The sequence below is a fragment of the Planctobacterium sp. R6 genome (assembly GCF_055755215.1).
This window is the reverse complement of sequence record NZ_JBVTQY010000031.1, coordinates 1-18,764: the sequence shown is the minus strand read 5'-3', so window position 1 is coordinate 18,764 and position 18,764 is coordinate 1. Positions and strand designations below refer to the sequence as shown.

Annotated in this window: 20 protein-coding genes; 12 read left to right on the top strand and 8 right to left on the bottom strand. The window is 49.1% G+C overall.

Going from position 1 to position 18,764, the window contains the following annotated elements:
* Positions 1–2: 2 nt before the first annotated feature.
* A complete protein-coding gene (ftsY, locus tag AC0J20_RS17175) occupies positions 3–1,130 on the bottom strand; it encodes a signal recognition particle-docking protein FtsY (protein WP_473022659.1) in 1,128 nt (375 codons plus the stop codon).
* A gap of 197 nt (positions 1,131–1,327) precedes the next feature.
* Between ftsY and rsmD the strand changes: the two genes are divergently transcribed.
* A complete protein-coding gene (gene rsmD, locus AC0J20_RS17170) occupies positions 1,328–1,915 on the top strand; it encodes a 16S rRNA (guanine(966)-N(2))-methyltransferase RsmD (RefSeq protein ID WP_473022658.1) in 588 nt (195 codons plus the stop codon).
* A gap of 14 nt (positions 1,916–1,929) precedes the next feature.
* A complete protein-coding gene (locus tag AC0J20_RS17165) occupies positions 1,930–2,307 on the top strand; it encodes a diacylglycerol kinase (protein ID WP_473022656.1) in 378 nt (125 codons plus the stop codon).
* Here the strand turns inward: AC0J20_RS17165 and AC0J20_RS17160 are convergent.
* The gene (locus AC0J20_RS17160; protein ID WP_229529886.1) at positions 2,304–2,879 is read right to left on the bottom strand and encodes a YjaG family protein; all 576 of its coding nucleotides are present in this window, start codon (positions 2,877–2,879) and stop codon (positions 2,304–2,306) included. The genes AC0J20_RS17165 and AC0J20_RS17160 overlap by 4 nt on opposite strands.
* Positions 2,880–3,120: 241 nt before the next feature.
* Here AC0J20_RS17160 and AC0J20_RS17155 point away from each other — a divergent pair, with 241 nt between their 5' ends.
* Positions 3,121–3,303: a MerR family transcriptional regulator gene (locus tag AC0J20_RS17155; RefSeq protein WP_229529887.1), complete on the top strand. Its 183-nt coding sequence runs from the start codon at positions 3,121–3,123 to the stop codon at positions 3,301–3,303.
* Between the two features lie 100 nt (positions 3,304–3,403).
* Here AC0J20_RS17155 and pepB read toward each other — a convergent pair whose 3' ends face one another.
* Positions 3,404–4,699, bottom strand: coding sequence for an aminopeptidase PepB (pepB, locus tag AC0J20_RS17150; protein ID WP_473022655.1), 1,296 nt, complete (start codon positions 4,697–4,699; stop codon positions 3,404–3,406).
* Between the two features lie 89 nt (positions 4,700–4,788).
* On the opposite strand from pepB, the gene sfsA reads away from it, so the two are divergent.
* From sfsA to panC, 7 genes are all read left to right on the top strand, one after another.
* Positions 4,789–5,499 (top strand): DNA/RNA nuclease SfsA, encoded by a 711-nt coding sequence (gene sfsA, locus AC0J20_RS17145; protein WP_229529889.1) that lies wholly within the window; start codon positions 4,789–4,791, stop codon positions 5,497–5,499.
* Positions 5,500–5,752: 253 nt separating this feature from the next.
* Positions 5,753–6,202: an RNA polymerase-binding protein DksA gene (gene dksA / locus AC0J20_RS17140; RefSeq protein ID WP_229529890.1), complete on the top strand. Its 450-nt coding sequence runs from the start codon at positions 5,753–5,755 to the stop codon at positions 6,200–6,202.
* Positions 6,203–6,256: 54 nt separating this feature from the next.
* Positions 6,257–7,180: a tRNA glutamyl-Q(34) synthetase GluQRS gene (gluQRS, locus tag AC0J20_RS17135; RefSeq protein ID WP_229529891.1), complete on the top strand. Its 924-nt coding sequence runs from the start codon at positions 6,257–6,259 to the stop codon at positions 7,178–7,180.
* 240 nt (positions 7,181–7,420) lie between these two features.
* On the top strand, positions 7,421–8,707 hold the full coding sequence (gene pcnB, locus AC0J20_RS17130; RefSeq protein WP_473022680.1) for a polynucleotide adenylyltransferase PcnB: 1,287 nt from the start codon (positions 7,421–7,423) through the stop codon (positions 8,705–8,707).
* Positions 8,704–9,216: a 2-amino-4-hydroxy-6-hydroxymethyldihydropteridine diphosphokinase gene (folK, locus tag AC0J20_RS17125; RefSeq protein WP_473022653.1), complete on the top strand. Its 513-nt coding sequence runs from the start codon at positions 8,704–8,706 to the stop codon at positions 9,214–9,216. The genes pcnB and folK overlap by 4 nt, the downstream gene beginning before the upstream one ends.
* A gap of 101 nt (positions 9,217–9,317) precedes the next feature.
* Complete coding sequence (gene panB, locus AC0J20_RS17120; protein ID WP_473022652.1) at positions 9,318–10,115, top strand: 3-methyl-2-oxobutanoate hydroxymethyltransferase; 798 nt, start codon at positions 9,318–9,320, stop codon at positions 10,113–10,115.
* A 61-nt stretch (positions 10,116–10,176) separates the two neighbouring features.
* The gene (panC, locus tag AC0J20_RS17115) at positions 10,177–11,028 is read left to right on the top strand and encodes a pantoate--beta-alanine ligase (RefSeq protein WP_229529894.1); all 852 of its coding nucleotides are present in this window, start codon (positions 10,177–10,179) and stop codon (positions 11,026–11,028) included.
* A gap of 70 nt (positions 11,029–11,098) precedes the next feature.
* Here the strand turns inward: panC and panP are convergent, their stop codons facing one another.
* Positions 11,099–12,712 (bottom strand): pyridoxal-dependent aspartate 1-decarboxylase PanP, encoded by a 1,614-nt coding sequence (gene panP / locus AC0J20_RS17110; RefSeq protein ID WP_473022650.1) that lies wholly within the window; start codon positions 12,710–12,712, stop codon positions 11,099–11,101.
* A gap of 270 nt (positions 12,713–12,982) precedes the next feature.
* Here panP and AC0J20_RS17105 point away from each other — a divergent pair, with 270 nt between their 5' ends.
* A complete protein-coding gene (locus AC0J20_RS17105) occupies positions 12,983–13,690 on the top strand; it encodes an EAL domain-containing protein (protein WP_473022649.1) in 708 nt (235 codons plus the stop codon).
* Between the two features lie 14 nt (positions 13,691–13,704).
* Here the strand turns inward: AC0J20_RS17105 and trmB are convergent, their stop codons facing one another.
* Genes trmB through AC0J20_RS17090 form a run of 3 tightly spaced genes read right to left on the bottom strand, consistent with a single transcriptional unit; the run spans position 13,705 to position 16,122 of the window.
* Positions 13,705–14,415: a tRNA (guanine(46)-N(7))-methyltransferase TrmB gene (trmB, locus tag AC0J20_RS17100; RefSeq protein ID WP_473022648.1), complete on the bottom strand. Its 711-nt coding sequence runs from the start codon at positions 14,413–14,415 to the stop codon at positions 13,705–13,707.
* A gap of 1 nt (position 14,416) precedes the next feature.
* Positions 14,417–15,187, bottom strand: coding sequence for an ABC transporter permease (locus tag AC0J20_RS17095; protein WP_229529898.1), 771 nt, complete (start codon positions 15,185–15,187; stop codon positions 14,417–14,419).
* Positions 15,187–16,122, bottom strand: a complete 936-nt coding sequence (locus AC0J20_RS17090) for an ABC transporter ATP-binding protein (protein ID WP_473022647.1) — start codon at positions 16,120–16,122, stop codon at positions 15,187–15,189. Before AC0J20_RS17090 ends, AC0J20_RS17095 begins: the two co-directional genes overlap by 1 nt.
* 285 nt (positions 16,123–16,407) lie before the next feature.
* Here AC0J20_RS17090 and AC0J20_RS17085 point away from each other — a divergent pair, with 285 nt between their 5' ends.
* On the top strand, positions 16,408–17,001 hold the full coding sequence (locus tag AC0J20_RS17085) for a carboxymuconolactone decarboxylase family protein (RefSeq protein WP_473022646.1): 594 nt from the start codon (positions 16,408–16,410) through the stop codon (positions 16,999–17,001).
* A gap of 45 nt (positions 17,002–17,046) precedes the next feature.
* Here AC0J20_RS17085 and AC0J20_RS17080 read toward each other — a convergent pair whose 3' ends face one another.
* A complete protein-coding gene (locus tag AC0J20_RS17080) occupies positions 17,047–18,570 on the bottom strand; it encodes a methyl-accepting chemotaxis protein (protein ID WP_473022645.1) in 1,524 nt (507 codons plus the stop codon).
* Positions 18,571–18,764: the final 194 nt, after the last annotated feature.

The window sequence follows — 18,764 nt, the reverse complement described above, 5'->3', positions numbered from 1 at the left end:
GGTTAATGTTTGGTTTTTTCAAATAATGCGTCAATAAATGTCTTGCCGTCAAATGTCTGCAAATCATCGATGCCTTCACCAACACCGATAAAACGCACCGGGATATTAAATTTATCAGCCAGCGCGAAGATCACGCCGCCTTTAGCGGTGCCATCTAACTTGGTGAGTGTCAGGCCGGTAATGCCAACGGCGTCGCTGAACAATTTCATCTGACTGATGGCGTTTTGTCCGGTGCCGGCGTCTAAGGTCAGCATGATTTCGTGTGGTGCTTCGGGGTCCAGTTTTTTCATGACCCGCACGACTTTTTTCAGCTCTTCCATCAGGTTGTCTTTGTTTTGCAGACGGCCTGCGGTGTCGGCAATCAACACGTCGGCATTGCGCGCTTTGGCAGACTGCAGGGCGTCAAACAATACGGAGGCGCTGTCCGCTCCGGTGTGTTGTGCAATCACCGGAATATCATTGCGTTCACCCCATACCTGTAGTTGTTCAACGGCGGCTGCCCGAAAGGTATCCCCGGCGGCTAACATGACCGACTTACCCTGGTTTTTCAATTGCTTAGCCAGCTTACCTATGGTGGTGGTTTTGCCCACACCGTTAACCCCCACCATTAATATAACAAAGGGGGTTTTGCTGTCATCAATAACCAGTGGGGCGCTGATGGCGGTTAGCATGTTACTCATCTGATTCTTGAGTACCGGGTACAGCTCATCGGCATTTTTTAGTTGGCTACGACTGGCCTGCTCGGTGAGTTCATCAATGATCCGGGTCGTGGTTTCAACACCAATATCGGCCGTCAACAGTTGCGTTTCCAGGTCCTCAAATAAATCATCATCAATGCTTTTACCCAGAAACAGGTTGGCCATGCCAGACCCAATATTGTCACCGGTTTTCGCCAGACCGCGTTTCAGACGGGAAAAGAAGTTTTCTTCTTTTGTCGTTGTGTCGGCTTTTTCATGGCTGTCCTGAGCGATAGTTTCAGCTGTTTCGGTTACCGGCTCTTCTGTTGGCTGGACCTCCTGTGCAGTCTGCCCGGTGACCTGCTCCTGCGTGTCTTCCTGGCCAGGCTGATCAGTCGCCGGGGCATCTTTTGGGTTTTTATCTTTGTTAAACCAATCAAAAAATTTTGACATCGTACGTGTAATTCCTGATGTTTCAGCAATCCAGGTCATCCGCACACTATCTGTATCGATCATTATCTATTCATATCATGAACTATACAGAGCATTGTCTTGCAGATCCCGGAGGGGGAGTTTGGTAAACTTGTGCCCGACACAAATTTCCCGTTATTTTTTGGAACGGCATCATATCACAGGGGAGCCAGGCTTCAATGCGCGCTAAACAATCAGCTTCATCGAAATCAGCAGGTTTCATTCGCATCATTTCCGGAAAATGGCGTGGACGCAAGTTACCGGTGATTAGCAGTGAAGGCTTGCGTCCCACCACCGACCGCACCAAAGAAACTCTGTTCAACTGGCTGATGCAGGATGTGGCAAACGCAACCTGTCTCGATGTTTTTGCCGGTTCAGGATCGTTAGGGCTGGAAGCATTGTCCCGCCATGCTCGGCAGGTCACGCTGGTGGAAAAGCAAAAAGACATTGCCGGCTCACTGCGCAATATACGCACATTACTGAATGCCGATGAGCAGGCGCTGCAGATTGTCAATCAGGATGCGCTGACCTGGTTAGGTACCTGTGATCAGAAGTTTGATATTGTGTTTATCGACCCGCCGTTTAAGAAGAATTTGTTACAACCTGTGGTTGAGGCTTTACTGAATCACAATTTACTGCAAGATAACGCCTTAATTTATATTGAGCATGAAATCGAATTGGCATGGTCAATACCAGCATCACTGCAGGAAATAAAACGGAAGAACACACGACAAGTGTCTTCGCTGTTATTGCAATATCAACCCTGAAAGGCTTTTAATTAATGCACAACAAACCCAATGGCACCGGGCTGGCCCGGTTGTTTAAGGCCACAAAATGCTCAATGGACGGCATTCGTCTGGCCTGGCAACATGAGTCGGCGTTTCGTCAGGAACTGACATTGGCGGCGGTGATGTGTCCGCTGGCTTTTTTGCTCAGCACGTCCGTCGAGCAGCTGGTACTTTTGCTGATGCCGGTATTTTTACTGGTGATCGTCGAGTTGTTGAACAGTGCGATTGAGGCGACAGTGGACCGCATCAGTACATCATTGCATCCGCTATCAAAACAGGCCAAGGATATTGGTTCAGCCGCGGTATTTTTTGTGTTGCTGCTGCTGACCCTGACCTGGGGGCTGATTTTGTTGAATAATTTTGTACTTTAAACAATCTCCAGCCCGATATTACTGATCCCTTCCTCAACAGCGAGTGCTTTTAAGCGCTTGACCAGATCGTTATTGCGTTTGATCTTCCCCTGCAACAGGGCAATCAATTCCGCCTGAAAGGCAATTTCCCAACTCATCAGAGGATGTTGTTTAATGTCTTCCTGTTCGCCTTCAGATGCCTCTATGTAGGCTTCTACACAGCCCTGAGATACTTTGCTTACAACCACGGCGCCCTGTGCGTCTTCTCCGGAAATCAGGTTTAACACCGAGTCCAATGACACGGCAAAATCCAATGCCGGATACACGCCGTAATTGTCAAAGTTGTTAATGTCCGGCGTGGCTTCATCCAGTTTTAAGCGTTGCGATTCAAAATTGATTTTGGTTTTCGGTGATCCTAACCAGTCCCAGAGACTATTGAGTGTGTGACGCAATTGTTCAGCGTCGTAAAAACCGGTGAGTTCACAAAAAAGGTGGTAATTGGGATACATTCTTTCCAGTAAGGTTAACGCAAATGCACTGGCACGCCAGTCGTTAAATTCTCTTACCTGTTGAAAAATCGTTAGTTTGGCCAAGTGGAAACTCTGTCAGTGTTTTACGCGCTAGTTTGCCCTGATTTAACGTTGCGTACAACGTTTTCACCCAATACAAAAAATGTGCTTTGTTTACCTATTTGCCAATTCTGTGCTATCTATTAAGTTTACCACCAGAGACTACTCTGGCCGCCGGGGGCTTTATTAGCAAGCTATCTGGCCTATTTTGTTAACCAATAAATCCCTGATAAGCAAAGAAAAATAAATCGGGAGGAGAAAATCAATGAGTTTAATGACGGTCGCTGAAGTTGCAGAGTATCTGGGAATACAAGACGTTCGGGTGCAACGACTGGAACGAGAACATTTGTTAAATGCCAAGGAAAAAGACGCTGCCGGTGATCCGCTATTTGATCGCACAGATGTGGAAAAATACAAGGAACTGGCAGAACGTCTGGGCGGAATATAAGCCATTCATTCAGAGTCCGGATTAAAGGAGCGTGCTTCGGACACGATCCTTTAATCCGGTTTTTTACCCGTCACTTATCATCGCTGACTGGTATTCCCTGTCAGTTGAGTAAATTCGCCAGCATGCGAATGCCCTGAGCTGTAGCTCCGGCGGGTTGGGTGTCTGTGCCGCTGCTGTTAAATGCCGCTGCCAGGTCTACATGCAGCCAGCCCTGTCCGTCGTTGGGCACAAATCGACTCAAAAATCCTGCTGCGTTACTGGCACCTCCGGCGCCGCCTCCTTTTTGTGGGCGACTGTTGGCGGTATCAGCATAGGGTGACGGGCAGTTGTCCTGGTGAAAGGCTTCCAAAGGTAATGGCCATGCGGGTTCATGCACTTCTTGTGCAATCTGCATTGCCAGCGCCCTGAGTTCATCGTCCCGGCTAAACAGGGCGTTGTAATGACTACCTACGGCCACCATGGCGGCCCCGGTAAGCGTGGCGGCGTCAATGATCCTGCGAGGTTGGTATTCGCTGGCCAGTAACAAACCATCCGCAAGTACCAGCCGACCTTCTGCATCCGTGTTAACCACTTCAACCGTCAGACCATTTTTATAAGTGATGATGTCGCCCAGTTTGTAAGCATGACCACTGATCAGATTTTCAGCGCAACACAAAATCAGACGGGTGCGCTGTTGCAGACCGTTCATGATGGCCAATCCCAGTGCGCCGGTAACGGTGGCAGCACCGGCCATGTCACATTTCATCGACAACATGCCTTCACTGGGCTTAATGCTGTATCCACCACTGTCAAAGGTAATGCCTTTACCCACTAAAACAGAGTGAACCGGGGCGTCCTGATCACCACCTGGATTAAAATCCAGATCCAACAGCACAGGTGGCCGATCACTACCGCGGCCCACTTCGTAAATTCCGTTCCATCCGGCTTTTTTCAGTTCTTCGCCGACAATCATCTTGTGGGAAATGGCGTCAGGTGCCAGTTCGGTCAGCCAGTTTACGGCGCGTTCTGCTAACGCTTCGGGCGAGACATTTTGCGGGGTATCGTTCACCAGCGCGACGGTAAATGCGTGCGCTCTTAAGGCATTGCTCACGGCCGGCGTATTTTGCTGCTCAGCAAAAGTCACCTCGTAGCGAAGTCTGGCGTCGTTAAAACTGGTACAAAAGGCAATACACTGATCGTCATTCCAGTTTCCCTGCAGGCTGACGCGCTGGGTGAGTGTGGCCAGTTTTCTGGCGGCCACCTTAATCTGTTGTAGTTGCGTTGCGGTATCGCCTGGCAGGTGAATACTTGCCCCTTCTGACGTGATGGAAAGTGGCCCATTGGGGTTCCACGGGGCCGGCGTAGGTGACGTGCTTAGCACAACGGATAATTGGCCTTGGGTAGGGGTTTCTGACATGTGGCATCCTTAGAATGTATTTGGTTATCGCCGGGAATTTTGACACAATCACTGCCCACTTTAAATGTCCCGACAGGTTCTGCTTCACTATGCAATTTCCAAAAACACTTATTTGCGGCACGTTGGTCAAAAGATATAAGCGCTTTTTAGCGGATGTCGCCCTGGAAGACGGCAGCATTGTTACGGCGCATTGTCCCAATACCGGTGCCATGACCGGGTGTGCTGAGCCCGGTTTTAAGGTGTGGTTGAGCAGCAATAATGATCCGAAGCGAAAACTTAAGTACACCTGGGAAATTGCCGTTGATCACGATTACAACAAGATAGGTATTAACACTCACAATGCCAATAAGTTAGTGTTTGAGGCTCTGAATAAACGTCGTCTGGCAGAGTTTCGTGCCTTCGGACAATACCGACGGGAAGTTAAGTTTGGCAACGAAAACAGTAAAGTGGATTTTCTGCTTTCCAACAGTGACCACGCGCAAATGTACCTGGAAGTAAAATCCGTCACACTGGCTGAAAAAGGCTTAGGTTTGTTCCCGGATACTGTTACAGAGCGGGGCCAAAAGCACTTGAGAGAGCTCACCTACATGGCATTGCAGGGCAACAATGCTGGCATTTTATTTTGTGTGCAGCACACCGGCATTAAACGTGTGGCTATCGCCAAAAAACTGGACCCTGAATACTTCGATTTAATGCGTCAGGCCATCAAGGCAGGCGTCAAAGTCTTTGCTTATGGCTGCGATATCAGTGAAAAAGAAATCGTGTTAAACAAGAAAATCCCGTTTGTTTACGATGTTTAGGCGAAAAAACAAGCAGTTGTTAGCCAGTTATTAAAATTTTTTGCTTGAAAAGCGATAAATGAACACCATATTTGCCCAGCGATAAAAATTGTGTCAATCTGCCGGGTGATCAGTGGTTTGTTAGCCCGCCAACAACCCGCGTTTAGCAAGTATTGTAGGTGAGCAAATATCAAATATTGCTCTTTTTGTAGATTTTTGTATAAGATAGCGACCCTTTTTAGCAGGTCTCATAGTCGTTTAGGAGAGTTGACCTATGCCGACAGGTAAAGATGGTAAAACGTTAGGGCTTTTGGCGCTGGCTGGCCTGGAGCCTTACCAGGAGAAAGACGGCGAAGAATATATGAACAGCAAGCAACTGGATCATTTCCGGTTGATTCTGTTGGCATGGCGTGATCAACTTCGTGAAGAAGTGGATCGCACAGTGCATCATATGCAGGACGAAGCTGCCAACTTCCCGGACCCGGTTGACCGTGCCGCGCAGGAAGAAGAGTTTAGTTTAGAACTGCGCACCCGTGACCGTGAACGTAAGTTGATCAAGAAAATTGAAAAGACTCTGAAGCGCATTGAAGAAGATGATTTTGGTTTTTGCGATTCTTGCGGTATAGAAATTGGCGTAAAACGTCTGGAAGCCAGACCTACCGCTGATATGTGTATCGATTGCAAAACCATGGCTGAAATTAAAGAAAAGCAACTGCTAGGTTAAATAAGAAGAGCTGCAAATTGCAGCTTTTTTTATGTCCGAAAAGTGAGCTTTTCCATGGTTCAGAATACACCCGCCGCAGAGGGCGAGCCCGGGACCGAAAGGTACCGTGGGCGCTTTGCACCTTCGCCCAGTGGTAACCTGCACTTTGGCTCATTAGTCACTGCCCTGGCCAGTTACCTGATAGCTAAAAAACAGCAGGGTACATGGCTACTGCGCATTGATGATATTGACCAACCCAGAGTGAAACCCGGGGCGACGGACAGCATTTTAAAAACGCTGGAAGCCCACGGCTTGTACTGGGATGAGCCAGTGTATTATCAAAGTCAGCATCTGGACTACTACCGGGAGACCCTGACCCGGTGGCAACAGCAGGGTTATTGTTACTATTGTGATTGTACCCGGCAAGCCATAAAGGCCAGGGGAACTCTGTATGACGGTTTCTGCAGGGCGCGAAAATTATCTCAGCCAGGTTGCGCCGTACGCATCAAAAATCCGGGGCAAAGCCTGGCGTTAAATGACGCCAGACTGGGCCAGATTCAGGTACCGGATGAGGTTATAAACGAAGATTTTGTGCTGCAACGCCGGGACGGAATTTTTGGTTATCACCTGGTGGCCGTGCTGGATGATATACAGCAGAATGTTACCCAGGTGGTGCGCGGTGCGGATTTGTTGCTGCCCAGTGCTTGTCAGTTGGTGCTTTACAATTTGCTGCATCATCCCACCCCCTCGTTTTTACACATTCCATTAGCTGTTTCTTCGCCGGGTAAAAAATTAAGTAAACAAAATCACAGTCCGGAATTGGACGAGACTCAGGTGCAGCAAAACCTGTGCTCTGCACTCGATTTTTTAGGGGCAGATATTCCGCCAGAATTACTCCGCACTGATAAAGACCGGCTGTTGAACTGGGCCGTGCAACATTGGAACCCGGACAATTTACCCTCAACACTGGAAAAAAAGGTAACCGGGCGCTGGTGTTGACGAAAAGTTATTCAAATTAGTGACCGATTAGTTTAAAATCCGCGCCCGAAAAAGCTGGCGAATCGCTTATTTTTCAGGATATATTTTCTCAGCTTATCTAATTTTCAGGTATTCTTACCTAAACCCAGCAAGATCGGAGTCAGGCATATTATTTCCAGGGTATTTGACAAAGTAAGGAACGCATTCACTGGAAAAGGTGAACCCGAAATCGTTGCCGAACAACTCTCTGGCGATGTTGTGGTGCCTCGCAGTCAGCATTCGATTTCCCGTGATGACATCAGCCCTAATGCCTTAAAAGTACTGTATCGACTGCATGGCAGCGGTCATCAGGCCTATCTGGTAGGCGGCTGTGTGCGCGATCTGTTACTGGGCCATCATCCCAAAGATTTTGATGTGGTCACCGACGCCACCCCTGAGCAAATTAAAGGTCTGTTTCGCAATTGTCGATTGATTGGTCGTCGTTTCCGGTTAGCGCATATTGTTTTTGGTCGGGAAATTATCGAAGTGGCAACGTTTCGCGGTCACCACCAGGTGGAAGACAACGACAGAGCCCAAACCAGCCAGCAAAGTGAAGCCGGACAATTACTCAGAGACAATGTATTTGGCTCAATTGAAGAAGACGCGGAGCGCCGGGATTTTACCGTTAACGCGATGTACTACAATATCGCAGATTACAGTATCCGCGATTTTGCCAATGGACGTGACGCCATTGCTAAAAAACAACTGGAACTGATTGGCGATCCTGAAACCCGTTACCGTGAAGATCCGGTCAGAATGCTCAGAGCGGTGCGATTCGCGGCCAAACTGGATTTTACCATCACCGCCAGAGCCAGTGATCCTATTCCAGAACTGGCTGATTTACTGAGCAATGTGGCACCCGCCAGATTGTTTGAAGAAGTGATCAAACTGTTTATCAATGGGGCCGGCGTGGCTACCTTTAAATTGATGCACCAATATCATTTGTTTGGTCAACTGTTCCCGCAGATTCAGCCCTTGCTGGAAAACCCCGAAGGTAAAGAGTATCAGTTTTTACTAAAGGTGCTGGCTAATACCGACAACCGCATCAACTCCGGGTTAAGGGTGACGCCCGCGTTCTTTTATGCCGCTGTGATGTGGTATGCCGTTGAAGAGCGGCAGGAGCAACACATGAGCGAAGGGGGATTTAACCGCCACGATGCCTTTATTATGGCCATGAATGATGTATTACATCGCCAAATGCAGCGCATTATGATCCCCAAACGCTTTACGGCCGTGATCCGCGATATCTGGTTACTACAGCATCGTTTACCCAAACGCTTTGGCAAGCGGGCCTGGGTTACCCTTGAACACGCCAGATTCAGAGCCGCATATGACTTTTTAGTTTTGCGTGGTGATGTGGAAGGCGGTGAGATCGCCGAAGTGGGACAGTGGTGGACTGAATTTCAGGATGCCGGGGCACCACAGCGCAAAAAGATGTTGGCCAATCTGCGAGGCAGAGATGGTAAACCGGCGCGCAGAAAACGTCACTTTCACAATAAAAAGTCGTGACCCGGGAAATCGTCTACATCGGACTGGGCGCCAACCTGAATAACCCGGTGCGGCAACTTCACAATGCCTTGTCGGCAATTAAACGTCTTCCTGATACCCAGCTGCTAAAGCATTCCGGTTTTTACAGTAGCACGCCGCTGGGGCCCAGTGACCAGCCGGAATATGTCAATGCGGTCGCAGCTATTAGCAGTTTGCTGACGCCGGAAGCTTTGTTAAAAGCGCTGCAAAACATTGAGCTTGAGCAGGGCAGAACACGAAAAGCGGAACGCTGGGGGCCAAGAACCCTGGATCTGGATATTATTTTGTTCGGACAACGCGTCATCAATACCGAGCATCTCACTGTGCCTCATTATCACTTTCAGCACCGCGAATTTGTCTTATACCCACTTTTTGAAATCGCACCCCAGCTCAGCTTGCCGGATGGCAGCACCGTCAGACAACGGTTGCAGGCAGTCCCGAAAAACGGACTGACCGAATTGCTGGCGGCAAAGAATATTCAGATCGCTTGAAATCAGATGGTTTCTTCGTATAGTGCAGCATTAAACGCGCGTTTGAAAAGACGCCGGTTGATACTGATTACCCGTAACCTTGAGAATAAGGCAGTAGTTTTATGAAAAAAGTGACCACTTCCGTCTTGCTGAAAATGAAGCAGGAAAAGCAGAAGATAAGCGTATTAACTGCCTACGATGCCAGCTTTGCCAAGTTGTTTGATCAGGCCGGTATAGATGTGTTGTTAATTGGTGATTCATTGGGCATGGTACTGCGAGGGGAAGATTCCACCTTACCGGTCACGGTGGACAATATTGCCTATCATACCCAGTCTGTAAAAAATGGCACTGAACGGGCCCTGGTGGTGGCGGATATGCCATTTATGTCCTACGCCACTCCTGCGCAGGCTTATGAAAATGCAGCAAAACTCATGGCCGCCGGGGCACAGATGGTAAAACTGGAAGGTGGCGAATGGTTACTGGAAACCATTGAAGGTTTGGTTACCCGTGGTATTCCGGTTTGTGGCCATCTGGGATTAACGCCTCAGTCGGTGAATGTTTTCGGCGGTTTCAAAGTACAGGGCCGTGATCAACAAAAAGCACAAAAAATGATTGCGGATGCGCAACAGTTGGAGCAGGCAGGCATTCAAATGCTGGTGCTGGAGTGTGTTCCCAACGGTTTGGCAGAGCAGATCACTAACGCAGTGTCCATCCCGGTTATTGGCATCGGTGCCGGGCCTGAAACCGATGGCCAGGTACTGGTAATGCACGATATGTTTGGTATCAGCGCCAACTACATGCCAAAATTTTCCAAAAACTATCTGGAGGAAACCGGCGATATCCGCAGTGCCGTGGCGAAATTTATCGAAGAAGTGCAAAACGGGCAGTTTCCGGACGAGGCTCACAGTTTTGTCGACTAGGCTGAGAACGCAATGCGCGTAAGCTGACGACGATTCTCTCAGGTTTTTTAGAGGCAAATTCATGCAGAAAGTTTCTGACATTCTCAAGTTGCGGGAAATGCGACGCAGCTGGCAAATCGACGGCAAAGTTATTGGCTTTGTACCTACCATGGGCAATTTACACGACGGTCATTTACAACTGGTGAAAGAAGCCAAAAAAGTGTGTGATGTGGTGGTAGTGTCAATTTTTGTTAACCCAATGCAATTTGGGCCTAATGAGGATCTGGATGCCTATCCGAGAACCATGGAACGGGACTGTGAGTATCTCGAAGCATTGGGTGTTGATTGTTTGTTTATCCCCGATGCTGAGGCCATTTATGCCCGCGGGCTTGAGCAACAAACCTTTGTGGAAGTACCAGGTTTGTCCTACATGATCTGTGGCGCCAGCCGACCAGGTCACTTCCGTGGTGTGGCGACTATTGTCTGCAAGCTGTTTAATATGGTGCAGCCCAATCACGCCTTTTTTGGTGAGAAAGACTTCCAACAGTTGCAGGTCATTCGGGCCATGGTTCAGGATTTGTCCATGAACCTGACTATTCACGGCGTGCCAACTGTACGCGAATCTGACGGTCTGGCGATGAGCAGTCGCAATGGTTATCTGAACGATAAAGAGCGAGCCATCGCCCCTAAGTTATATGCCACCCTGATGACTCTGTCGGAACAGATCATTTCCGGTCGCAGAGACTTCCGGCAACTGGTGAAAGAGCATTCATTGTTTCTGAATAACGCCGGTTTTAAAACCGACTACATCGAAATTCGCTGTGTTGAAACCCTGATGCATCCCAGTCACGAAGATACCGAGTTGGTGATTCTGGCGGCGGCCTTTTTAGGCAAAACCCGCCTGATAGACAACCTGCCGGTAAGTCTGGATTAGATTCTTAACCGGGAGTTACTCGCTGAACTGAAACAGCCACCTCTGCAAAGGTGGCTTTTTTGTTTGCCGATCAGGCTGCCGGGGCGATGAGTTTTTGAAACACCTGAGTGGTGCTGGAAATGGCCTTTTGCTCAGCCAGAATATCCAACAAATCTTGTTTTGTGGTGAGTGGGTTGGCCAGGATTACCCGGAATACAGTGATAGTTTGCCCCTGGTATTTGGCGACTTCCAGACGGGTTCGGGAAACAAAAGACTTGCCTGACTCCCGCTGTTGTTTTTGTACCCGAACGGTTAAGTCATCCAGACGCTGATTAATTTTTTGTTTTTCACTGTCTGTGGCCTGTGTTAACTGGGCCTGTACTACTCGCGGGCAAACGCGGTAAGTAAGAATGCACAAGGTGGGATCTGTGATCAGTTCAAAGTCCGGATCATCAGTAATGAGCTGCGCGAACAATCTGGCTTTCTCAATGCTTTGGTCCACCAGTAATTCATAACCACTGCGACCAAAAATATGTAATGCTGAATACACCAGCATGGCCATGCCATTGCGGGAGCCTTCCAGGGTGGTGGCCCCTAAATCTTTGGAACCGGCCCTGAGTATGTAGTTGGCATGGTGGCGCACGGCATTGGAGTGCTCCGGGTTTTTAAACAGCACCATACCTGCCCCCATAGGCACATACATTTGTTTGTGCGCATCGATGGTGACGGAATCGGCTTTTTCTATTCCCGCCAACAGGGTCGAATGGGTTTTTGAAAACAAGGTAGGACCGCCCCAGGCGGCGTCTACATGAAAATGGCAACCCAGTTGTTGGGCCACGTCGGCAAGTTCATTAAGCGGGTCTATGTGCCCGGTTTCGGTGGTGCCTGCAATACCTACGATGGCAATGACCTTATTGCCCTGAGCTTCAAATTCTTGTGCAGTTTGCAGGGCTTTTTCAGCCGATAATGTTTGTCCCGGGCAGTCAACGGTGAGCAGTTGTTCCCGTCCAAGACCCAGTAAATCCACTGCTTTAGACAACGAGTAATGGCCACGGCGAGAACAAATTACCCCGAGTTTCTTATAGCCGTAATGCTGCATAGCGGCGGCAACACCTTCTTTGGCTACGCCGCGAAAATCGCCTGATTCGCGCAGCAAATTGTTGCGTGCCACCCACAGCGCCGTAATGTTGGCAATGGTACCGCCGGAGCAAAACGCGCCTAAGGCGCGCTGAGCACTGTGCAAATGAGCCTGATAGAAGCTGTCGTCATTGTCGTAAACCAGCTTGTGCAGCATACCCAGGACCTGACGCTCCAGTGGTGTAAAGGCTTTGGACGTTTCTATTTTCACCGGGTTTTGGTTCAGACCGACCAGCAGTTTGGAAAGAGGTAAATGGAAATAGGGCAGTGCAGACGTCATGTGACCGATAAACGTCGGCGAGTAGGTATTGACTGAATTGGCTACCAGTTTGTCCAGCAAATGTTCAGCGTGTGCGGAAACAAATTCGGGCTCTTCGGGTACCCGAAAATCGGCAAAATCGCGTTCCAGATCTTCTAATGAACGGGCCTGTGTGACCACGTGCTGGCCCAAAAATTCTGACAAGTTGGCCGACAACTGTTGTTCTATTTCTGCCAGTTTGGAGTCCCCTTGCTCGGGAACGGTAAACACCCGATACAGGTGCTCCAGGCTTGCTTCCGCTTTTTTCAAAACTCTCTCTCACTTCGCGCTGGTTTGCCGAACCAACAGTTGCATTTAATTCTGGCTGAATCCGCCACAAAAAGCCCTGAAATACCCATTCAGCGGCGGCCCGGAACAGCTAACGGGCTAGTTTACTTTTTTATCGAATACTCTGCAATCACAGGTCTAATCAGCAAGAATTCGACAAGATCCGGTTAGCTGCTATATTCAAAAATAGCAGGTGTGTTAAGACTGTTAAGTATTTTTACCGCCCTGCGATTCAACAGGCAGAGTAATAATATGCAAGTGCGTGAAATCAGTCGGGATTTCAACCTCGAAAATGTTGTTCCGTTTTTCCAGCCAATCATGGATCTTTCTGATAATTCCGTGTGGGGTTATGAGTGTCTCGCCAGGTTGATATACCCTGGGGAGCAGATTTTCCTGCCCAGTGACTTTTTGTATCTGGTGGAGAAAAACAGTTGCCACGGAGAACTGACCCAGAAGGTGTTTCACCAAAGTGCACAGTATTTCAAGGATAAACAGGTTAACTGGAGCATCAACATTACTGAACAGGACGTGCTTGATCCTCAGACGGCGGTATTCATTGAACGCAGCTTGCGGGATTATCCCAACGCTCACCGCATAACCTTAGAGATTTGTGCTCACACTCTGTTCAGTTACCCGGAACAATTTAAAACCTTTTTGCTGCTGGGAAAAACCCTGGATATTCAGATTGTGGTGGACCGATTCAGTGCGCCCTGTGAGCAACTGGAAAGCGTTTTGTCCTATCCGATAGATGGCGTGAAGGTGGAAAGTCATGCGCTAAAATCGTTAACAGCTAAGGAGCCGGAAGCGCTGCGCAAGGTGTTGCAAAAAGCCCGACTGAATGACGTCGCAGTTATTGCGGAACACATCGAAAGCCATGCAACCCTGACGGCGATGCAAAAACTCAATATTGAATACGGTCAGGGGTTTTACTTCAGTCAGGCGATGCCTGCTGTGCGTTGATTACTGTGCCTGGCTCAGAGCGAACAGTTGACCTGCCAGCTTTGTTGCCCGCTGTTCCAGTATTTGCGTTCAAAGGGCGTGATGGCAACGCCTTGTTCTACCTGTGAAACACGCGGGGATTTAGCACAAAGGGTTAACGCTGTGGCAAATTCCTCGATGTATATTTGCCAGTTGCTGCGCACCGTCAGTTCTCCCCCAATCGCCAGTACATCCTGCAGTGAGGCACTGGCATGCCAGCGTTTTTGTACCTGAGCAGACTTGGGATAGGGATTGGGATACAGTAAAAAGTGCTTTGTCACCGGCCAGTTGGCTGCCCTTACCAGACGCCAAAAATCAATGACATCAGCGCGTATCACCCGATAGTTACTGCCACCAGAAATCACTTCAGAATCATCAGCGTGCTGGCCCTTTTCGGTGCCTTGATATTCATCCTGTTTGCCGTGTTTGTTAATGCGTACGGCGGATTTATCAATACCAATCACCAGAGCTTCAGGGTACTGCTCTGCCAGTCGCCAGGTACTTTCTCCGATGCCGCAACAGGAGTCCAGAATGACTGAACGCTGCTCAAACGTTGCCAGCCAGGCCGATATCTGCTGAAAAGCCGCTTCTGTATGAGGCTGAATCGGTTTTTGATTCACACTGCGTTGGTGGCGCAGAACAATCTCCGGCAATTTGTCATGGATGTCCTGCTGATTGGTGCTGATTGAGCGGGAGTTACCTTGCATTTTAGGAGCGAATTCCGGTGCCGGTGGAAATCAGGCGCCAGGCGATTGCCGAGAAAACCAGGTTAAAAATCACCAGCACCAGCAATGATGTCATGACGGTAAAATCAGACTGCCCGAGGAAGCCAAAACGGAAGCCGCTGACCATATACACAATAGGATTAATTTTGCTTACCCATTGCCAAAATTCCGGTAATAAACTCAGACTGTAAAACACCCCTCCCAGATAGGTCATCGGCGTTAATACAAATGTCGGAATGATACTGATGTCGTCAAAGGTTTTGGCAAAAACGGCATTAATCAACCCGGCCAGTGAAAACAGGGTGGAAGTGAGGATCAGGGTGACGATGATAACGGGCAGGCTGTGCAGACTGATATCTACGAACAGCAGGGATATCGCTGTGACAATGATACCGGTTAACACGGCGCGACTTAAGCCACCGCCCACATAACCGGCAATAATCACCCAGGTGCTCACTGGTGACACAATGAGTTCCTCGATATTACGCTGAAATTTAGAGCTAAAAAACGACGACGACACATTTGCGTAGGAGTTGGTGATGACCGACATCATGATCAGACCGGGTACGATAAACTCCATGTAGGAGAAGCCACCCATCTCGCCAATACGGCTACCGATGAGGCTGCCAAAAATCACGAAGTACAGGGTCATAGTAATCGCCGGGGGAACCAGGGTTTGCACCCAAATGCGGGTAAAACGGGTGATCTCTTTACGCCAGATGGTTTTTAAGGCTACCCAGTTATAGTGAGTCATTATTTGGCCTCCTGTTGTTGTGCTTTGCGGCCATTTTCTACCAGGTTGACAAATAACTCTTCCAGTCGATTGGCTTTGTTGCGCATACTCATGATTTCAATGCCTTTGTCGGTCAACTGTTGAAACAATTTGTTGAGGCTATTGTCTCTGGGAATATCTACTTCCAGGGTATGCACATCCGGCATGCGGTAGATAAAGCCCTCCAGTTTTGGATCGGCGCTACAGCCGGGCAGGTCCAGTATAAAGGTTTCCATAATCAGCTGGCTGAGCAATCCTTTGATACTGGTATTTTCCACAATAACGCCTTTGTCGATGATGGCGATATTGCGGCACAGCATTTCGGCTTCTTCCAGATAATGGGTGGTCAGGATGATAGTAATGCCCTGTTGGTTTATTTCTTTTAAAAATCCCCACATTGCACGACGGATTTCGATGTCGACACCGGCAGTGGGCTCATCCAGAATCAGCATTTTAGGTTCATGCATTAAGGCTCTGGCAATCATCAGGCGGCGTTTCATACCACCGGATAAAGTGCGGGCTGGTTGATTGCGTTTTTCCCACAGGTCCAGTTGCTTCAGGTACTTTTCAGCCCGTTGTAGTGCAAGTGGGCGGGGTACGCCATAAAAGCCGGCCTGATTGCAGACGATTTGCAACAGGGTTTCGAACTGATTGAAATTAAACTCCTGAGGCACTAAACCAATACAGGCTTTGGCCGCTTCCAGTTCAGTGTCGATGGAATGGCCAAACACTTCCACCTGTCCCTCGGATTTGTTGACCAGTGAACTGATAATGCCAATGGTAGTAGACTTGCCTGCGCCATTGGGGCCCAGCAAGGCGAAAAAGTCACCGGCCTGCACGGTCAGGTCTATGCCTTTTAATGCCTGTGTGCCGCCCTTGTAGGTTTTTTTCAGGCCTTTGATGGAGAGTGCATGCATAGTAAGTTCCCGTGTTCAGAATGAGTCCAGAGTGACCAGATATTAGCAACGCTGTTACCTCTGTAGTCTGACAGAGAATACAAGTTTCACAGCAAAAATCTGAAGGCTTTAATATTGCGCTGTTTTTGATTTATTCAACCCGTAACGAATCACATTTTGTTCGCCAAAGATTACACCCCCTGACCAGGTAATTCGTTTGCAACAGGTGCGCTCCATGGTAGGTCTGTTATCTTCACTATTCAAATTATTCTCATTATTCCAATAATTACTGACAGAGGAAAATTCATGGCACATTTAGCCCCGCTACCCCCAGAAACAACGCCGGAACTGGCCGAGCATTTCGATATTTTTGTGGATATTCTGGGTTTTGTTCCCAACTCGTTGCTCACCATGCAAAGACGTCCTGAAATCGTGAAGGGATTCGGCGTGTTGACCCAGGCTGTAATGGCCAAAGACGGTGTTGTTGATTTGGGGTTTAAACGCCTGTTAGCCCATTTCGCCAGTCGCGCAGCAGGCTGTCAGTACTGTGAAGCTCATAGTTTGATTGCCGCTAAAATTCACGGTATATCCGAGGAAAAGGTGGCCGCGGTATGGGAGTATCAAACCAGCCCCTTGTATACCGAGGCAGAGCGGGTGGCGCTGGACTATGCGCTGGCAGCAGGCAGTGTGCCCAATGCGGTAGATGAACCACTGATGGTGCGCATGAAGCAACATTGGTCGGAAGACGAAATTGTGGAAATTCTGGGGGCGATTTGCCTGTATGGCTTTCTCAATCGCTGGAATGATTCCATGGCCACCGACCTGGAAGAGGCGCCAAGAGCCCTGGGTAAGACCGTGTTAGAAAAAGGTGGCTGGACCGGCGGCAAACACGTTAAGTAAATCAGGGGGAGTGTGAGCATTGGCTCACACTCATTGGCAGTCTCGCTACACTTTAAACTTGTGCACAATCTCAATCAGGTTGTGACTGCTCATTGCCAGTACTTTTGATTTGTCTGCCAGATCGATGGCGCGTTGTGCCACACCGCTGACATCGCTGCCCACCTTGTTGATATCGTTCGACATATTATGCGCCAGCTGATTCTGTTCTTCAGCCGCCGCAGCAATTACCGAGGTCATACCGGTGATTTGCTCCATGGATTGGCGAATACCGTTTAGATGATTACCGGTTTCTTCCACCAGGGAGGTGGCAGCGGTGGTGATCTGATTGCCGTGCGCCATGGCATCCACCGCCTGGGTTGAGCCGGTTTGAATACTCTGAATGATATTTTGTGTTTCTTCTACTGCGCTTTGGGTACTGCTGGCCAGAGTGCGGACTTCATCTGCTACCACCGCAAAACCGCGACCTTGTTCACCGGCCCGGGCGGCTTCAATAGCGGCATTCAGCGCCAATAAATTGGTTTGATTGGCGATGTTCTGAATGGTGGTCAAAATGTGGGTGATTTGTTCGATATCGTCGTTTAGCTGACCAATGACATTGGTGGCTTTATTCACTTCGTTATTGACCTGACCCATGGTGCTCACCAGATCATCCATGGCGGCACTGCTTTCCAGTACTTGCTGGTTAGTACCATCGGTGACTTCTGCTACGTGCTGAATGTTTTTAGTGACTTCCAGTGAGGCCAGTGACATTTGCTCCGCTTCAGATACGATGCGGTCCACCGAATCGCGGCTCTTTGCCAGCTCCTGGCCACATAAACTGGCAACCTGCTGACTTTCTTCACAGCCGGCGTTTACTGAACTGGCGTTGCTGTCGATGGTGCGTACGATGTTGGCCAGGTTATCGATAAATTTATTGATCCAGGTGGCCAGCTCGCCGGTTTCATCATTGACATACACCCGGATGTGGCGGGTCAGATCACCTTCACCTTCAGCGATATCTTTCATCAGGTCGCGGATTTTCTCGATGGGTTTAACTATCTGGTTGGATATCAAGGTGATGCCAAAGAAACCCACTGCCGCCAGGATAACCGCGGCGATAATCAATTGTGAAAGGGCCGCATCACTGCGGGCAGAGATTTCATCCCGCAGGCGATTTGAGGTGTCCAGCATGACATCCTCAGGCACACTCACCAGCAGATACCACTGTTTGTCTACCCCGCCAATTTCGGTGCGCGTAACCACGTTAATGCGCCCCTGATGATTACTGGAATAGACATTGCCGCTGGCCGAAACCGCAGCGTCCAGTTCCCGTTCAAAACTTCCCCCCAGTTCAGACACCGATTTACCGGAGGCACCGGCGTCTTCGCTGTAGCCGATAATATTGCCGGTTTCGCTCAGCAGCATCACTTCGCCTTTGCCGTCAAACAGGGCAGCATCGCTTTTGGTCATCAGGGCTTTTACGAAATTGGCATCAAAGTCGACACCCACAACGCCGATAAATTCACCCCGCGAGAGGATGGGCACAGAAATAGTGGTCAGCAAATAGCTGACGCCACTTAAATCAAACACATCGGGATCAATCAGGCAGCGACTGCGACGGCTTCTGGGGCAGCTAAAATAGTTATTTTTGGTTTCGTCTTCGACAGAGCTTACCCAGTCAAGGCTGATGGCTCCGGCTTCTCGGTACCCCCCTGTGTCAGGATAGTTGTCGCCTCAGTTTTTCGTATTGTTAGACAGGGGGTGGATGACAGGTTTGAGTGAAA